The organism is Myxococcus sp. MxC21-1 (assembly GCF_032612255.1).
Classification (GTDB): domain Bacteria; phylum Myxococcota; class Myxococcia; order Myxococcales; family Myxococcaceae; genus Myxococcus; species Myxococcus virescens.
Window position 1 is genome coordinate 3,197,501 of record NZ_CP123278.1, and the last position, 14,968, is coordinate 3,212,468.

Here is a 14,968-nt window from a genome sequence, read left to right on the forward strand (position 1 = left end):
GCGACTTAATATACGTAGCGAGGCTAAGCCGTTAGGTGGAGCCGGAGCGAAAGCGAGTCCGAATAGGGCGTATAGTTGCGTGTATTATAACCCGAAGCGGGGTGATCTACACATGGCCAGGTTGAAGTGCGGGTAACACCGCATGGAGGACCGAACTCGTGAAAGTTGAAAATTTCTGAGATGAGCTGTGTGTAGGGGTGAAAGGCCAATCAAACTCCGTGATAGCTGGTTCTCCCCGAAAGATATTTAGGTATCGGCTCGGGCAATTCAATGCCGGAGGTAGAGCACTGGAACGGCTAGGGGTCTCACCAGATTACCAAACCGTACCAAACTCCGAATGCCGGCAATTGTTATCCCGGGACGCAGTCAGTGGGTGATAACGTCCATTGGCAAGAGGGGAATAACCCAGACCGACAGCTAAGGCCCCCAAATCTAGTCTAAGTGAACACTAGAAAGGATGTGGCAGGTCATTGACAACCAGGAGGTTGGCTTAGAAGCAGCCATCCTTTAAAGAAAGCGTAATAGCTCACTGGTCAAGACAGGCCGCGCCGAAAATGTAACGGGGCTCAAGACTAGTGCCGAAGCTTCGGGTCACACGTAAAGCGTGTGGCGGTAGGGGAGCGTCCCAGTTGCAGCGAAGGTCGACTGAAAAGGCGGCTGGAGCGGCTGGGAGTGCTGATGCCGAAATGAGTAGCGTTAAAGGGGGTGAGAAACCCCCTCGCCGTAAGCCCAAGGTTTCCTGGGTCAAGTTAATCTTCCCAGGGTTAGTCGGAACCTAAGCCGAGGCCGAAAGGCGTAGGTGATGGAAAGCGGGTTAATATTCCTGCACCATCTTGTGAGCGTTGAACTAAGGGAGGACGGAGAAAGCTAGGCGAGCTGACCGGTGGTTGTGTCAGTCTAAAGGCGTAGGGGTGTCGCGTACGAATAAAGGCGCGGCAGCTATCCCCGAGACTCGATGGCGCCCCGTAAGGGGTAAGTCGCTGATGCTCTGCTTCCAAGAAAAGTCCCGTAGGGAGCTTACAGGGTGTCCGTACCGTAAACCGACACAGGTGGGCGAGGAGAAAATCCTAAGGCGCTTGAGAGAACTCTCCTCCAAGGAACTAGGCAAATTTCCACCGTAACTTCGGAAGAAGGTGGGCCTCTGGTAGGTGAAGGCGTACAGCCGGAGCTGAGAGAGGTTGCAGAGAAATGGCGGTAGCGACTGTTTACCAAAAACACAGGACTCTGCGAAGGCGACAAGCCGACGTATAGGGTCTGACTCCTGCCCGGTGCTGGAAGGTTAAGGGGATTCGTCAGCCGCAAGGTGAAGCGATGATCCGAAGCCCCAGTAAACGGCGGCCGTAACTATAACGGTCCTAAGGTAGCGAAATTCCTTGTCGGGTAAGTTCCGACCTGCACGAATGGAGTAACGACTTCCGCGCTGTCTCGGAGAGGGACTCAGCGAAATTGAAATAGCTGTGCCGATGCAGTTTACCCGCAGCAAGACGGAAAGACCCCGTGAACCTTTACTATAACTTGACAGTGACACTAGGGATTGACTGTGTAGGATAGGTGGGAGCCTTTGAAGCCGGGCCGCTAGGTTCGGTGGAGGCAACGGTGAAATACCACCCTGTTGATTTCTGGTGTCTAACCATGTCCCGTCAGCCGGGATTGGGACACTGTCTGGTGGGTAGTTTGACTGGGGCGGTCGCCTCCCAAAAAGTAACGGAGGCGCGCGATGGTTCCCTCAGCCCGATTGGAAACCGGGCGTCGAGTGCAATGGCATAAGGGAGCTTGACTGCGAGACGGACACGTCGAGCAGGTGCGAAAGCAGGTCATAGTGATCCGGTGGTCCTGAATGGAAGGGCCATCGCTCAACGGATAAAAGGTACTCCGGGGATAACAGGCTTATCTCCCCCAAGAGTTCACATCGACGGGGAGGTTTGGCACCTCGATGTCGGCTCATCGCATCCTGGGGCTGGAGCAGGTCCCAAGGGTTTGGCTGTTCGCCAATTAAAGCGGTACGCGAGCTGGGTTCAAAACGTCGTGAGACAGTTTGGTCCCTATCTGCTGTGGGCGTAGGATACTTGAGAGGCTCTGACCTTAGTACGAGAGGACCGGGTTGGAGGCACCGCTGGTGTACCAGTTGTCTCGCCAGAGGCATCGCTGGGTAGCCATGTGCCGATTGGATAACCGCTGAAAGCATCTAAGCGGGAAACCGACCTCAAGACCAGGTATCCCGGGCGCAAGCCCCTGAAGACCCGTCGAAGACTACGACGTTGATAGGCCGGGTGTGTAAGCGTGGTAACACGTTCAGCTAACCGGTACTAATTGGTCGTGAGGCTTACTTTCCCCATTCTCTTGCATGCCCCCTCAAGGGGAGTAAGGGACTCGGGGCCAAGGCCGAGGCTCGAGTGCTTTTGGCACTCGCCTGGAAGACTCACACTGCGCACAGCGAGACTTCGCTCAGCAATGAATTGAAACTTACCCTTTGTATGCACTGTCGCTTGTTTTCCGGTGGCTATGTCGGAGGGGTCCCACCCGTTCCCATCCCGAACACGGAAGTTAAGCCCTCCAGAGCCGATGGTACTTCGCGGGAAACCGCGCGGGAGAGTAGGTCGCTGCCGGATTCTTTTGAGAAACCCCCGGTGTCCCTCGTGGACACCGGGGGTTTTCCGTTTTGGGCGTGTGGGGTTTCCGCGCGTCACCGCGGGCGCTGGGCCAGGCGCCGCGTGCGCAGCCGGCGCACGGCCCCCACGGCCAGCAGGGCCGCCATGGTGGCCAGCACCAGCAGGTGCTCGGCTCGCGCCGCCCCTTTCGCCGCCGCGTTCGACTCGTTGACCGAGCCGGTGCAAGGACGTGGCATCGGCGCACTCCGACGTCACCACGTGCGCCAGGAAGCCGGGGCCGTACTCGCCCCGGTCCACCACCCTCGCCGGAGGCGGGGCGGTGACGACGCCCCGGCCGCACGCGCACGCCGGTGGAGTTGCCCCCGTCAAATCGGACAGCTCAGGCTTGGGAATTAGCAGTACGGAACTCGCGGGGTGACATCATCTTCAATCCTCGATGAGGGTGGCAGCGGTTGTAGTCGTCGAACCAGGCGGGCAGCTGGGCGAGGACGTGGGGAGCCGAGGGCAACTCATTGACGTACACGTAGTCACGCTTGAACGTCTTCACGAAAGCCTCGGCCATGCCGTTGCTTTCCGGGGAGTAGGCGGGCGTGGTGCATACCAGCAGGCCGAGGCTCCGGCCGAAATCGCGGGTGTCCGTGGCCGTGTAGACGGGCCCGTTGTCCGACAGCCACTCCACCGGGTGTGGCACCCTCGAGGTGCCCGGGCCGAAGCGGGCCTCCACCGTCTCGGCCATCAAATCCTGGATGGTGAGGCCGGTGGGGTGCTCGGCGGACGCACGGTACGCGATGAGCTCCCGGTCGCAGCAGTCGAGGCTGAATGCCACCTGGACGCGCTCGCCGTTCCAACAGCGGATTTCGAAGCCATCGCTGCACCAACGCAGGTTGGACTTCAACGTGATGATGGTGCCCTCATGGGTGCGTGTCGGCTTCCCCGTGTGCCTCTGCAGGAGGAGCTGGGCGTCGCGCATGAGGCGGTAGGCCCGCTTGTGGTTGACGGGCGATTTCCCCGCCGCCCGGCGCTGCCGGTTGAGGAGGGCACAGGCTCTGCGGTAGCCGTACGTGGCGCGCTCCTGAGCGACGGCCTTGAGTCCCTCCAGCACCTCGGCGTCAACATGGGCGTCTGGGTTGCGGGGCTCCCGAGGGCCCAGGGGCCGGTGCAGGGTGGAGCGGGCCACGCCGAGGGCCCGGGCCACCGCGCTCACAGAATGCCTCCCAGCTTGGACAAGGCCGCGGGCGACAGTAGTTTTTTTCGCGGGCCAACTCCACCGCGTCCCGGAGCACTTCCGCCTCCTGCGTCTTCTTGCCCAAAAGCCGCTGGAGCTCACGCACCTGCGCCTTGAGCGCCTGCACCTCGGACTCGGGCACCACGGCCTCCCCGGCCTGCAGCCCGGATACGCCGCCCGCCTCCTTCAGATGCCGCCAGCGGAACAACTGGCTGGGGCTGATGCCGTACTTCCGTGCCACCAGGGACACGCTGCTGCCAGGCGCCTCACTCTCGGTCACCAGGCGCAGCTTCTCCGCCGCTGAGTACCGCCGACGGCGCTTGCCCTTCTCCGCCCCCTCCGGGGCTCCTTCTTGGGTCTTCTTCTCCATCGTCAGACTCGCTTTCTAGCCGAACGAGCCTGTCCGACTCTTCAGGGGGCTACACCACCAGGACTTCCTGCACGTGTACCTGCCGCTCGAAGCGCGGAAGAATGGACTCGTACACCTCGCTGGTGCGGCCCCGGCACAGCGGCCTCAAGTCCTCGATGTCGCACGCAGGGCAGTGGCGCTCCTCGACTGGGACGGCGTGGCGAACCTCCCGCGCCGGGGCCTCCTCGGCCTTCCGGGCCGCCCTCTGCTGGCGCTTCTTCTTCGCTGCCTCGTCCCGCGCCGCCTTCGACTCATCCTCGGACGCGGCCCCTCGCAGCTCGGCGGCCGCCGTCGGCAGCTTCTCTGCCCTGCGGCCAAAGACGTGGCGCTCCAGCGTCGCCATCTTCGCCTCGAGGGTCACCGGGCCGGAGGATATTCGAGAGGGATGAGCGGCTCTTGGCGGATACGGCTCCGCGCTGCTTCAATCGCGTGAGCCTGTGAACTCCGGCAGCAGGAACTCGTCCGCGGCGGGCGCCTTCTCGATGAGGTCCAGCTCCACGAGCTGCTGGGCCAACTGCTCCCACCGCTGGCGGTTCATCGTGCCCAGTCCTCGGGCCCGCGTCTCCTCCGTCTCGATGAGCGGCTTCTGCGCCTCGGCCCCCTCCGCGAACGTCTCCGCATCCATCGTCGTGTTCAGCTTTCCCATCACCGCGTTGGTGGGCCCCGCGTTGTCCAGGTAGGTCCGCCACCCCTCGCGCACCGCCGCCACGAAGGACTTCACCCGCTCGGGCTGTTCCTTCCAGTACTGGCGCCGGGTGATGACCACGGCGAGGTACGGGTTGAAGCCCTCCTCGGCCACCAGAAACACCGTTGGCGTGGCGCCCTGCCGTTTCGCGGCGATGGGCTCGGCGGTGACGAAGCACTGCTGGGCGAAGTCCTTGTCCGCCAGGAAGCGCGCGACGCCCCCGTCGTAGGGCACCACCTTCACCTTGTCGAAGCTGTACTTCTTCTTGAGGAAGGCCACGTAGGAGAGGCCCGGCTCCAGCGCCACCGTGCCCGAGGACAGCACGTCTTCGATGTTCTTCGCCCCGCGAGAGGCGTGGGCCATGATGGCGTGCGGAGAGGTCTGGTACACCGCGAACAGCGGAATCACGTCCAGGCCTCGGGCTCGCGCGACGAGGATCTCGTCGGCGCCGCTGATGCCGAACTCCACCTTGCCGGTGGCCACCATCTGCGGCACGGGGGCGCCGGCCCCGCCGCCGAGGATCTCCGCCTCGAGCCCATGGCGGGAGAAGGCCCCCGACTCCCGCGCCGCATAGAAGCCGCCGAATTCGGGCTCCGGCACCCAGTTGAGCGCGAGCCGCACCTTGGCCGGGGCGTCCGCCTTCGGCGGGGCGGTGCTGGCTCCCGTGGCGGACTGGGAGCCCTGCTTGGGCTCCTCCTTCTGGCGCGAGCAGGCGCCCGCGGCCACGAGAAGCACCGCGCAGCCCAACAGTTTCAAGAGGCGTCCGCTCACGTTCAGCTCCTTGCCAGGTGAGTCATGTTCCCTGCGCCGACGGGTGCCAGCGCCGCAGCAGCCGGGCGCCGGTGAGGCTCACCACACCGAACAACACCAGGCCCAACCCCGAGGCCGCCAGCACTGCGGCGAACAGCAGATCCGTGCGGAGTTGACGGTACGCGGACAGAACAAGGATTCCCAGCCCCGCGGAGCCCTCGGAGAAGCCGGCGACGAACTCGCCGACGATGGCGCCGATGACGGCCAGTCCCGAGGCGATGCGCAGCCCCGTGAACAGGTGTGGCATCGCCGCGGGCAACTCCAGCTTCCACAGTGTGGCGAGCCGCCGCGCGCCATAGAGGCGGAACATGTCCCGGAGCGAGGGCTCCACCGAGCGCAGCCCGGTGAGCGTGTTGGCGATGACCGGGAAGAGCGAGACGATGAAGGACGACACCGCGACGGCGCGCGGGCCCGGGCCGAACCACAGCACCAGCAGCGGGGCGATGGCCACGATGGGCACTGTCTGCAGGAAGAGGGTGTAGGGGTAGAGGGCGCGCTCCACCATCCGCGAGGAGGCGAGGAGGACGGCCACGAGCACCCCCAGGACCGCGCTCAACCCGAAGCCGACCAGGGCGGAGCGGCCCGTAGTGATCGCCGCGCCGAGGAGCGAGGACGCCTCCTGGGCTCCCACGGCACCGATGGCCGAGGGCGGAGGCACCAGCCAGCGCGGAACCTCCAGCAGGCGCACCGTGCCTTCCCAGAGGGTCAGCAGGACGACGAGCGCCACCAGCGGAGGGACCGCCGCGCGAAGGGCTGAGCGGTTCACCAGCGCTCTCCTTGTTCCAGGGCCTCGTTGAGCAGGCGGGCCTCGCGGGCGAAGGAGGCCTCGGTGCGCAGGGACGCGCTGCGCTCAACTGGCAGCTCCAGCGTCCGGTCCAGCACCACGCGCGCGGGCCGTCGCGACAGGACCACGGCTCGCTCGGCCAGGTAGGCGGCTTCGGAGATGGAGTGGGTGACGAAGAGCACGGTCATCCCCAGCTTGCGCCACAACGCGCGGAGTTGATCATCCAGCCGGCCGCGCGTCAGCTCGTCCAGGGCGGCGAAGGGCTCGTCCAGCAGCAGCAGCCTGGGGTGGGTGACGAGCGCGCGTGCCAGGGACACGCGCATGCGCATGCCGCCAGACAGCTCCGCTGGAAAGCGGTCGGTGGCATCGCCGAGCCCCACCTGATCGAGCACGGCGCGCGCGGCAGCCTGCCGCTCCGGCTTCGACACGCCGGTCAGCTCCAGCGGCAGCGCCGCGTTGTCCAGCACCGAGCGCCAGGGCAGCAGGTGCGCGTCCTGGAAGACGTAGGCGATGGGGGCGCGCTCGCCCTGGGTGCGCTCCAGCGTCGGGGTGAAGGAGATGTGCCCGGCCTCGGCGCGGTCCAGCCCGGCCACCAGCCGCAGCAGCGTGGACTTGCCGCACCCGGAGGGACCGAGCAGCGCCACGAACGAACCGGGCGCCACGTCCAGATCCAGCCCCGACAGCACGGCGACGTTGCCTGGGAAGGTGCGGCGCAGGCCCTCGACCTTCACACGAACGCCCCCACTTCCGGAAATGGGGGCCATGGGAGAGAGGGGATGGAGGCCAGGAGGCGCCATGGATGGAGTGTTTCTAACCGTCCAGCCCTCGGGAGGCGAGCGCGGAGTCAGTCGCAATCCTCAGGGCTCAGTCCCTCGCGTGCGCGTACTCGGCCGATTTTGACGGCCGCTGAGTGAGGGAGCAGGCAGCTCGAATCGAGGCTACCGCCACGGAGCTCTTCCGACTTGGGCGCTGCCAGAGGGCTCAAGATGCCGAGACGACGGCGCCTCGCCTGGCCTGAGCGCTTGCGTCGGGCCCGGCCTTGACGAAAATATGCATCGATGTGTATATGCATGTTCATGCAACTTGATGTCTTCCAGGTTCTCGCCGACCCGACGCGCCGCCGCATCGTCGAGGCCCTTCGGTACGGAGAGCAGCAGGTCAGTGACGTCGTCGAGAAAGCCGGAATCCACCAGTCAGGTGTTTCGAGGCATCTGCGCATCCTGTCGGAATCGGGCTTTGTCTCGATGCGGCCGGATGGGCAGCGTCGCCTCTACGCCTTGAAGCCGGAGCCGTTTCAGGAACTCGATGGGTGGCTCACCGGGTACCGGCAGCTGTGGGATGCGCGACTCGATCGCTTCGGAGCCGCACTCGAGAAGAAGCAGCAGCAACAACAACAACAGACTCGCCGGGTCGAAGAGAAGGGGCAGCGGAAATGAGCAACGAGAAGGCGAAGGTCGTCATCGAGCGCACCTACCGGGCAGGAATCGAGGACATCTGGGCGCTCTGGACCACGAAAGAGGGCTTCGAGTCGTGGTGGGGACCACAGGGCTTCCGTGCCGCGGTGCACGAACTCGATGCACGCGTAGGCGGCGCCCTTCGGTATGACATGATTGCCGACTCACCGGAGATGATTGCCGCGATGAAGCAGATGGGCCAGCCGACCTCTCACGCGACCCGTTCCCGCTTCACCGAGGTGGCGCCACATTCGCGGCTCGTCCTCACGAACGTCATCGACTTCCTCCCGGGGGTCGCTACCTACGAGAGCAAGATCGCCGTGGACTTCCTCCCGAGCGACGATGGCGTTCGGATGGTGGTGAGGCTGGACGCGATGCACAGCGAGGAGTTCACGAAGATGCAGCAGGAAGGCTTCACGAGCCAGCTCACGAAGCTGGACTCGCGCTTCGCCTGATGGGGCGCCGAGGAGCCTGTCGCGGTAATCGCAGCGGAGGCTTGCCCGGCTGGGGCTGAGGGGCTCAACGCCGTGCATGAGCAAGAAGTTCCGCCCCTGGGATGTGCATGTCCATGACCAGAAGTCCGCGCTTCCTGGTGACCATCAACACAGGCCCCTCGGAGCACCGCGGATTGCTCCCAGTGACCTTACCGGAAGTGGTGCATGGCACGGCGCTCGGCTTGGGAGATTGTCGCAGTCATCAAGGGCGAATCCCGCCCTTGATGACTGCGAGTCAGCCCGTTTGTTCGGCTATCCTCCCGTGCCATGCAGCCAGTAACGCAGACGCGGGTATGGCGTGGGTGGCTCTTCGCGAGCGTCCCCTTGGTGCTCCTGTATTGCCCTCTGGGGATTCAATGGTTGTGGCAGGCCTACCAGGAGGCCGTCCGGCTTCGTGAATCGGGAATGCGGTTCACTCTCACTGGGAGCTATCCCCCCGTCCCCCTTGCCACATATTTCGTTTCCCTGCTTCCATTCGCCACCGCGGTGGTGCTCGCGGTGCTCTTTTTCCGTTGGGGTGCCCACCAGCGGCTCGCTGTCAAACGCTCCCTGGTGCTTGCCGCGCTCCCATGGCTCCTCGGTACCGCGCATCTGTTGTTGCTGTGGCGCTATCGCGTCCTGGAGTTGCATCATGACGCTGGGATGGGGGGCGCCGTGACGCTGGCCGCGGGACTTGGAGAGCTCCTGACGGAGCAGGCCAGCGCCGCGTTCGGCGCTGCGCTCCTCCTGGCTTCTTTGGGGGCGGTCCTGGCGCTAGATTCCAGTGGAGTGGGGCTCCGGGAGCAAGCGTGCCCACGCGACGCGTCTTGGTCCCGAGGCGCACTGTTGGCGGGATCCGCTGTGTGTGCTTTCTCAATCGTTAGCACTGCGTGCGCGGGATTCGCATCCCATGCAGGAGCGAGTTTCTTCAATCAGATCGCGATGACCAGCCTGAACGAATGGTCGGCGGAGCAAGACGCGTTTGCGAGCCGTTGGGCGGTGCTGCAAGCGGCCCAGTGCGTCGCCGCCATCGCAGCGCTCCTGGGCCTGGCCGCAGGCGCTCGGCATCGACGCGCTTCTGCCTTCTCGAAGGCTGAGCGCATGACTCCGTGGCTTGTTGGAGCACTCCTGGCTATTTCAAGCGGTGCCCATCTGCTGGGGACGCGTGCCGTGGCCTCGAATTTCGCGCGTCTTGTTGGGGTGACAGACAGGGGGGCTTCGTCCGCTGCGTTGCGCGGCGTCGATGACACCGGCCTCCTGCGTTCTCTCAAGCCGGTGCTCAGCGTGACGTCGGAGGGAGTCCTGGTGTCGGGCAGCTTTGCTGCTCGCTGGGACGCTGGGGAAGCGCATGTCGAGCGGGCGCTGGCCGACTACCGACAACAGCGGGCCGTGGGGATTCTGGGCGAGCCCGTGCTCCCCGCTTCTTTGGACGTAGGCGTGGAGAATTCAGCAACGCTTCGCGCCGTGGCTTGCCTGGGGGCTGCTGCGCGACGTGTCGGGGTGGCACAACTCGCATTGGCCGTCGGACCGGAGCATGAAATCCCTGCGGAAACGCGTAGGGCCTTGAGCCAGATTTCGCCATGGCTCGGCCAGGCGTTTTCCCAAAGGGTGTCGGTCTTGCCGTTGTTCCTCGACGATTGTCGCGGCTCCGAGTCCGCGCACGTGCTGACTGTCGAATTGGGCCAGAAGGCGATATCTCAGACAGGTGTGCCGCAGCCTGAGTCTTGCCTGTCGCACAGTCACTGCACTCGGTTGCGGTTGACGCCGAACTCGACCCTGGATGACTTGCTGCTCTTTCTCGCCGTGGACCGCTACGCAAGTGTGGAGTTCGGGCCCGGTCTGTCACAAGTGTGCGACTCGTCCGCGGCCCCTCTCTAATACTGGGAGTCGATATGGAGATTGAAGAAATCGAGCGGCGGATGCGCGTTGGCAGGGGGAAGGCATGCGTCGCCGATGTGTCTGAAGTCGCCTGCTTCCCAGGCTACGTCAGGACGATTCGGCTTCGTGTGGTGACTCCGCCGAAGGGCACGTAAACCTCGCAGCGGCAATCCGGAGTGGAACTGTACCGCTCCCGCCGGGGGCAGCGTGGCTCCTCAGCGAGGGATATTGGAGCCAGTTTCGATCCGAGGGATGAGTCCCCAGGCCCGAACGAGCCTGGGGCTTGCTTCAAGCCTGCTGCGCCCCGGGCGGGCCGTTCAGCCCCGTCCGGAGCGCCGGTGAATCACTCTGAATAGTAGCTGTCCGTGTACACGCTGAAGCCGGACTCGGTGTCGACGAAGAACGTCGCGCTGTGGTCGCTCCAGGGGTCACGCGCGTAGCCGTAGGAGCAGCCGAAGAACGAGCGGCCCTCGATCAGGGTGTTCAGGTTGGCCAGACCGGCGGCCTTCACTGCCGGATCCAACGTGCCGAAGCTCGCGGCAGCGTTGACGAACGCCTCGACATGGGCGCGGACCTCGGCGGCGTCAGCATTCGTCCCGCGGTGGTCTTGCGGATCGGACACCCGCTCCGTCCTTTCGCCGAAGCACTCCTGGACCTGGAAGATATGGAAATCGCCGTTCATGTTCGCCCACCAGTCGAAGTGGCGCGCCATGAACACACCACCGTGAGGCCGCGGCAGGTTGTTCACCGCGTTGATGAGCGCCTCGAACGGACGGCTCAGCGTGGCCGCGTTGCGGAGGTTGCGGAAGCTCACGTCGGCGATACCCGTCGTGTTCGCGATGGCGTCCGCGTTCGTGAACGGGCGCTGGTTGCGCAGGTTCAGCGCGCCATTCCACGCGTAGGGGAGGATGTCGTGCAGCTCGGTGGAGCTGACGCTGTTCACCAGCGACACGATGGCGGACGCGTCATCCCGCGACAGGGCCAGCCCATCCGCGATGCCGTAGCAGTCCGCGTCGATGTAGTCCTGGCTCCGGGCGCCCTGCTCGATCTGCTGCAGACGCGCCGGACCGACCAGCGCCACGGAGGAGATGTCCGCCAGGGAGACGAACTGCGAAGCCGCGCGCCGGTTGACCAGGTTGTGGACGACGTTGCTGGGCAGATAGGCGTCCAGCGTGTTGAACGTCGCTTCATTGACGAACTGGAGAATGCCCTGGCACTCGGTTGCAACGTCCACGTCAGCCTCCGTCAGCAGCCCCTGCTGCTGCTCCTGGGGTTGCTGCGTGGACGTTTCGGTTTCGCTCGGACCACAGCCAACGAGCAGACCGGCGGCGAGGAAGGCAGATCCAACATAACGACGCATCGGGGGAACTCCTGCTAGGGGGGACAACGAAGTGAGACGTATTTAATACATCAGACTCGAATGCTCCTGGCAATCCGGATTCGTGTTTGTTCCGTGTCAAAAATTTGTTTCCGGGATTGTGCACTCCAGGTATGGAAATGGCCCTCTTTCCGTCGCGATAGGGTGCCCGTCTCCCTCTGAGACGACCCTGGGCGTCCCTTGCCCGATGCCGTGGTTTTTCGGCCTCCCAAGGCGTGGATGGATGATGAGGGATTGGATGTGTCTGGTGTCTGTTTTCAACGTGACACGTCGCTTGGGGCTACAGCGGATGAGTCATTGCGTGCGCTGCCGGGGGGCGAACGAATGAGGCGGGTACGAGGTCTGTTTTTCGTGAATAGCCTGTGGTATGTTCTCCGCCATGGAGAACACCCGTCCGATTCGTCCTGGAGTCGCGCCTCGCCCCGCCGTGGCGCCATCCGCGTCCCGCGTTCGGGATTCCGTGGCCATGCCGCCATCGGCGCCTGGGAATGCTGCTCGGCAGCCTCCGCCTTCGCGGGACCGCTTCGAGCCACCGCGTTCAGCCCCTCTGGTGAATCTCTCCGGTCAAGGTGCCGCTCCATCCGGCGGACAGCGCCAGCGGGCCCTGGAGGTCACGCGGCAGTGTCCCCCGGGGTCGGTCGGGGCGGCCATCCGGCCCTTGCTGTCGGGGGCTGTGGGGATGCTGGGCACGGCGGGGCATGCCGCGGGGGCCTTGCCGGGCGCCGTGGTTCACGCCCTGCCCCTCGTGGGCCCCGTGCTTCAATCGTCTGGCGTGACGCGCCCGCTGACGCGATTGGGGCCTGCCGCGGAGGCCTATGCTCGCGAGTTCGGCGCAGGCCAGGTGGGGGACTTCTACGCGCAGCAGCGAGAGTTGCTCAGCCAGCCCGCGACCGAGGCCAACATCGCGGAGTTCGCTCGGCGCGAGACGGAGTTCTTCCAGCGCGATCCTTCCGCTGAGGCTCGGGCCCTTGGGGCCATGTTCAGCGCGGAGGACCGTGCGGCCCTCATCGGGCTCAGCGCGCGTGTGCAACGTCAGCTCCCTTGATGAGGGGCTGGCTCAACGCTCAGCGCGTGTTCCCCTCGGGGATGACGTCCGGGGGACGTGGCGGCGCCCAGTCCCAGGCGACCACGGCCCATTCGTCCGTCGCGTCCCGGTAGGTGTGGATCGTCTCGAAGCCGACCCGCTCGTGCGCGCGCAGGGAGCGGAGGTTCCGCACGGAAATCTCGGTGACGATGAGGTCGAACAGATCTCGGAAGTGGTCCCGGTGCTGGTGGTAGAGCCGGTCGAACAAGCCCTGTCCCCGGTGTGCCTTGTCGATGCAGATCTGCCCCATCACGTAGAAGCGATAGTCGCGCAGCGACTTGCTTCGGAACTCGATCGAGTCGAGGAGCGCGAACATGGGCTCCAGGACGGGGGCCAGCGCGCGGGCCTCGCGCGGCATCGTCAGGGCGTAGGCCACCAGCACTCCATCGTGGCGGGCGACGATGCTGGGCGCCATGGCGTGCATCTGTTCCAGTGCCGGCAGGTCGTGCTGAACCGTGACGAAGCCCTGTGAGCGCATCTCGTCCGCGGACAGCGCCTGCTTCAGGTTCTTCTGTTGCAGCGCCAGGATGTGCTCCAACTCGTTCCGGTTCCGCACGGCGGTGACTGTGTAGGTCGGTTTCATCGACAGCAGGATATGCCGCAGCGGCGCGCCTTGCCGAAGCGACGTCGGGTGCGGGCAGGCGGGCGACAGGGTCTGCGCTTCAGTGGCGCGTAGGACAGTGGGCGGGGCTCGACGTGGCGGGCCGCGTGGGAGGAAAGGCGGGGCCATAGCAGGCGCCCTTGTGGACATACCCATCCTCGTCACAGTCCTTCAGGTTATCGACGGCCAGCTTCACCCAGCAGCCACCGTTGATGGGGACTTGGAGCTTGCGTGGGCACCGTCCTGATGCGTCTGGCCGGGTCTGCCCGGGAAAGGGCCGGGGTGGCATCTCCAGGGCGATGGTCGACCATGCAACGGGGGCCTGGATGGGAGATACCGGCGCCGCGAACACACTGTCTCCGACAGCGACCGTGCCTCCGTCCGTTGCGTCGACGGACATCGCAGCAGGCTCGGGCGCCACGGTGACCGAAGCTCCCGCGCGAGGCCGCCAGCCGAGACTCAGTACCAGGGGGCCTCCAACTCCGATGATGGCCAGCCATGGCCACCGGGGGCGTCGGGCCCGATGGAGGACGGAACGTTCCTTCCACTGCGCCGATGCACGGGAGTGAAGGGCACCTCCCACCATGAGGGGCACATCCGAGTCCGAGCCCGCCCGTACCACCGCGGAATCCAGAGACTCCGCCAGCTCGCGTGCGCTGCCTCGCGCATGGAGGCTGGGGGCGAGCATCCGCGACACCAACGCGCTCAACTCCGGGCAGCAGCGCCCATTCACGTCTCGCGGGGATGGGGCCTGGGCTCGCTCCGTGTGCCAGAACCTCGACTCCGCCACGTCAGGATGCGTCGACGGCGGATACCGCCCCGTGATCATCCGGAACGCGGTGACGCCCAGCGCGAAGACGTCATCCGCTTGCCCCGGCGCATACGGTGGCGCGGAGTCACTCGCCGCGAAGCGCCATGCTTCTGGGGACCGATAGGCCGGCGTCCCTGGTGGAAACGGCGAGCTCGTCTGCGTCGCGGCGCCCACGTAGTGACTGGAGCCGAAGTCCATGAGGAACGCCTGTCCGTCGGCCTCGCGCACCAGCACGTTGTACCCTTTGACGTCCCGGTGCAGACCCCCGGCCGTGTGGGTGGCTTCAATCGCCCGCGCCAGCCTCGCGAGCAGGGCCATCACCTGCCGCGACGTGGGGCGGTGCTCGCTGACCCAATCGTAGAGCGGCGTGCCCTCCACCCAGTCCATCGCGAGGTAGGGGTGGGGCGGTCCCTTGGCGGGTTGCCAATGCCCGCTCGCTCGCAACCGGGGAACGGCGGGGTGGTGGATACGGGACAGCAGCTCGGCCTCGCGCGCGAAGCGTTCGTCCCGGGCATGCAGGGCCAGCTTGAGGGCCACGGTGTGCGTGCCCGTGATGTGCCGGGCCCGGTAGACGGCGCCGTAGGTGCCTCGGCCTCGCAGGTCCATGAGGCGCCACGGGCCCACCCGGGTTCCGGGTGGAAGTCGGGCCGGATTCAGGAAAGGGAGCCCCATGCAGGCAGAGGCTACTTCCTGAGTAGTCAGTTTGCACCGGAATCTGTCAGGTCAATGCGGCTCACTGGGAAGAAGCCAAGAAGGCGCAGCGCGCG

12 protein-coding genes, 2 rRNA genes and 1 pseudogene (1 of these 15 only partly in view) are annotated in these 14,968 nt (G+C 65.2%); 6 read left to right on the forward strand and 9 right to left on the reverse strand.

Features of this window, described 5'->3' with window-relative positions:
• Positions 1-2,331, forward strand: a 23S ribosomal RNA gene (locus QEG98_RS14845); it begins 632 nt to the left of the window's first position.
• A gap of 161 nt (positions 2,332-2,492) precedes the next feature.
• Positions 2,493-2,609: ribosomal RNA gene (gene rrf / locus QEG98_RS14850) — 5S ribosomal RNA — on the forward strand.
• 74 nt (positions 2,610-2,683) lie between these two features.
• Here the strand turns inward: rrf and QEG98_RS14855 are convergent.
• The 6 genes and pseudogenes from QEG98_RS14855 to QEG98_RS14880 all read right to left on the reverse strand — a co-directional run bounded on the left by QEG98_RS14855 (position 2,684) and on the right by QEG98_RS14880 (position 7,286).
• Positions 2,684-2,845: an alkaline phosphatase gene (locus tag QEG98_RS14855; protein ID WP_316567148.1), complete on the reverse strand. Its 162-nt coding sequence runs from the start codon at positions 2,843-2,845 to the stop codon at positions 2,684-2,686.
• A 129-nt stretch (positions 2,846-2,974) separates the two neighbouring features.
• Positions 2,975-4,204: pseudogene (locus QEG98_RS14860) on the reverse strand (IS3 family transposase).
• Positions 4,205-4,253: 49 nt separating this feature from the next.
• Positions 4,254-4,604 (reverse strand): transposase, encoded by a 351-nt coding sequence (locus QEG98_RS14865; protein ID WP_316567149.1) that lies wholly within the window; start codon positions 4,602-4,604, stop codon positions 4,254-4,256.
• A 60-nt stretch (positions 4,605-4,664) separates the two neighbouring features.
• Entirely contained in the window at positions 4,665-5,699 is a 1,035-nt protein-coding gene (locus QEG98_RS14870; RefSeq protein WP_316567150.1) for an ABC transporter substrate-binding protein, read from the reverse strand.
• 22 nt (positions 5,700-5,721) lie between these two features.
• Positions 5,722-6,504 (reverse strand): ABC transporter permease, encoded by a 783-nt coding sequence (locus QEG98_RS14875; protein WP_316567151.1) that lies wholly within the window; start codon positions 6,502-6,504, stop codon positions 5,722-5,724.
• A complete protein-coding gene (locus tag QEG98_RS14880; protein WP_316567152.1) occupies positions 6,501-7,286 on the reverse strand; it encodes an ABC transporter ATP-binding protein in 786 nt (261 codons plus the stop codon). The genes QEG98_RS14875 and QEG98_RS14880 overlap by 4 nt, the downstream gene beginning before the upstream one ends.
• A 294-nt stretch (positions 7,287-7,580) precedes the next feature.
• On the opposite strand from QEG98_RS14880, the gene QEG98_RS14885 reads away from it, so the two are divergent.
• The 3 genes from QEG98_RS14885 (at position 7,581) to QEG98_RS14895 (ending at position 10,327) form a co-directional block, all read left to right on the forward strand.
• Positions 7,581-7,958: a metalloregulator ArsR/SmtB family transcription factor gene (locus QEG98_RS14885; RefSeq protein ID WP_316567153.1), complete on the forward strand. Its 378-nt coding sequence runs from the start codon at positions 7,581-7,583 to the stop codon at positions 7,956-7,958.
• Entirely contained in the window at positions 7,955-8,431 is a 477-nt protein-coding gene (locus QEG98_RS14890) for an SRPBCC domain-containing protein (RefSeq protein ID WP_316567154.1), read from the forward strand. The genes QEG98_RS14885 and QEG98_RS14890 overlap by 4 nt, the downstream gene beginning before the upstream one ends.
• Positions 8,432-8,794: 363 nt before the next feature.
• The gene (locus QEG98_RS14895; protein ID WP_316567155.1) at positions 8,795-10,327 is read left to right on the forward strand and encodes a hypothetical protein; all 1,533 of its coding nucleotides are present in this window, start codon (positions 8,795-8,797) and stop codon (positions 10,325-10,327) included.
• Between the two features lie 343 nt (positions 10,328-10,670).
• Here the strand turns inward: QEG98_RS14895 and QEG98_RS14900 are convergent, their stop codons facing one another.
• On the reverse strand, positions 10,671-11,687 hold the full coding sequence (locus tag QEG98_RS14900) for a hypothetical protein (protein ID WP_316567156.1): 1,017 nt from the start codon (positions 11,685-11,687) through the stop codon (positions 10,671-10,673).
• 676 nt (positions 11,688-12,363) lie between these two features.
• Here QEG98_RS14900 and QEG98_RS14905 point away from each other — a divergent pair.
• On the forward strand, positions 12,364-12,750 hold the full coding sequence (locus tag QEG98_RS14905) for a hypothetical protein (protein ID WP_316567157.1): 387 nt from the start codon (positions 12,364-12,366) through the stop codon (positions 12,748-12,750).
• A 19-nt stretch (positions 12,751-12,769) separates the two neighbouring features.
• Here QEG98_RS14905 and QEG98_RS14910 read toward each other — a convergent pair whose 3' ends face one another.
• Both QEG98_RS14910 and QEG98_RS14915 read right to left on the reverse strand, forming a co-directional pair.
• Complete coding sequence (locus tag QEG98_RS14910; RefSeq protein WP_316567158.1) at positions 12,770-13,372, reverse strand: GNAT family N-acetyltransferase; 603 nt, start codon at positions 13,370-13,372, stop codon at positions 12,770-12,772.
• Positions 13,373-13,451: 79 nt separating this feature from the next.
• On the reverse strand, positions 13,452-14,807 hold the full coding sequence (locus QEG98_RS14915; RefSeq protein WP_316567159.1) for a serine/threonine-protein kinase: 1,356 nt from the start codon (positions 14,805-14,807) through the stop codon (positions 13,452-13,454).
• Between the last annotated feature and the right edge of the window lie 161 nt (positions 14,808-14,968).

What these genes read in the sequence shown, in the direction of transcription:
- QEG98_RS14855 (WP_316567148.1), bottom strand. Translation starts at nt 2,845, where the DNA reads ATGCCACGTCCTTGCACCGGCTCGGTCAACGAGTCGAACGCGGCGGCG.
- QEG98_RS14910 (WP_316567158.1), bottom strand. Translation starts at nt 13,372, where the DNA reads ATGAAACCGACCTACACAGTCACCGCCGTGCGGAACCGGAACGAGTTG.
- QEG98_RS14880 (WP_316567152.1), bottom strand. Translation starts at nt 7,286, where the DNA reads ATGGCCCCCATTTCCGGAAGTGGGGGCGTTCGTGTGAAGGTCGAGGGC.
- QEG98_RS14885 (WP_316567153.1), top strand. Translation starts at nt 7,581, where the DNA reads ATGTGTATATGCATGTTCATGCAACTTGATGTCTTCCAGGTTCTCGCC.
- QEG98_RS14915 (WP_316567159.1), bottom strand. Translation starts at nt 14,807, where the DNA reads ATGGACCTGCGAGGCCGAGGCACCTACGGCGCCGTCTACCGGGCCCGG.
- QEG98_RS14900 (WP_316567156.1), bottom strand. Translation starts at nt 11,687, where the DNA reads ATGCGTCGTTATGTTGGATCTGCCTTCCTCGCCGCCGGTCTGCTCGTT.
- QEG98_RS14890 (WP_316567154.1), top strand. Translation starts at nt 7,955, where the DNA reads ATGAGCAACGAGAAGGCGAAGGTCGTCATCGAGCGCACCTACCGGGCA.